The sequence below is a fragment of the Mesorhizobium sp. M7A.F.Ca.CA.004.04.2.1 genome (assembly GCF_004022825.1).
Lineage (GTDB): Bacteria > Pseudomonadota > Alphaproteobacteria > Rhizobiales > Rhizobiaceae > Mesorhizobium.
This window is the reverse complement of sequence record NZ_RZPH01001790.1, coordinates 1-449: the sequence shown is the minus strand read 5'-3', so window position 1 is coordinate 449 and position 449 is coordinate 1. Positions and strand designations below refer to the sequence as shown.

Annotated in this window: 1 protein-coding gene; it reads right to left on the bottom strand. The window is 65.3% G+C overall.

Going from position 1 to position 449, the window contains the following annotated elements:
* Positions 1-449 (bottom strand): DbpA RNA binding domain-containing protein (locus tag EN893_RS37590; RefSeq protein WP_206640288.1); only part of this gene is annotated, 449 nt, incomplete at both ends.

The window sequence follows — 449 nt, the reverse complement described above, 5'->3', positions numbered from 1 at the left end:
TTCTTGTGCTTGGGCGCGCCGGTGGTGTCGAATTTCGGCTTGCCCGGCTTTTTCGCCCATGGCTTTGCCTCATGCGCGGCGGCCGGGCGCTGATCGACTGCTGCCGGTGCACGTTTTTCGAATTTGCGCTTCGGCGCGTTGGGGTCGAACGGCGCCTTGCCGCGATGCGGCTTCTTGTCGGGGCTTGGCGGCTGATAGCCGGCGCGTGAAAGATCGGGCGTACCATCGAGCCGCTTCACCAGGATGTTGCCTTGCAGCTTGCGGTCGGGACCGATCGCGGCCAGGAAGCGGTCGGCCCAGTCGGCTGATATCTGCACGTAGGTCTCTTCCGGCTGCATCTTGATGGCGCCGATCTCGCGCTTCGAGATGCTGCCGGTGCGGCACAGCATCGGGATCAGCCAGCGCGGCTCGGCATTCTGCCGGCGCCCGATCGACAGCGAGAACCAGAC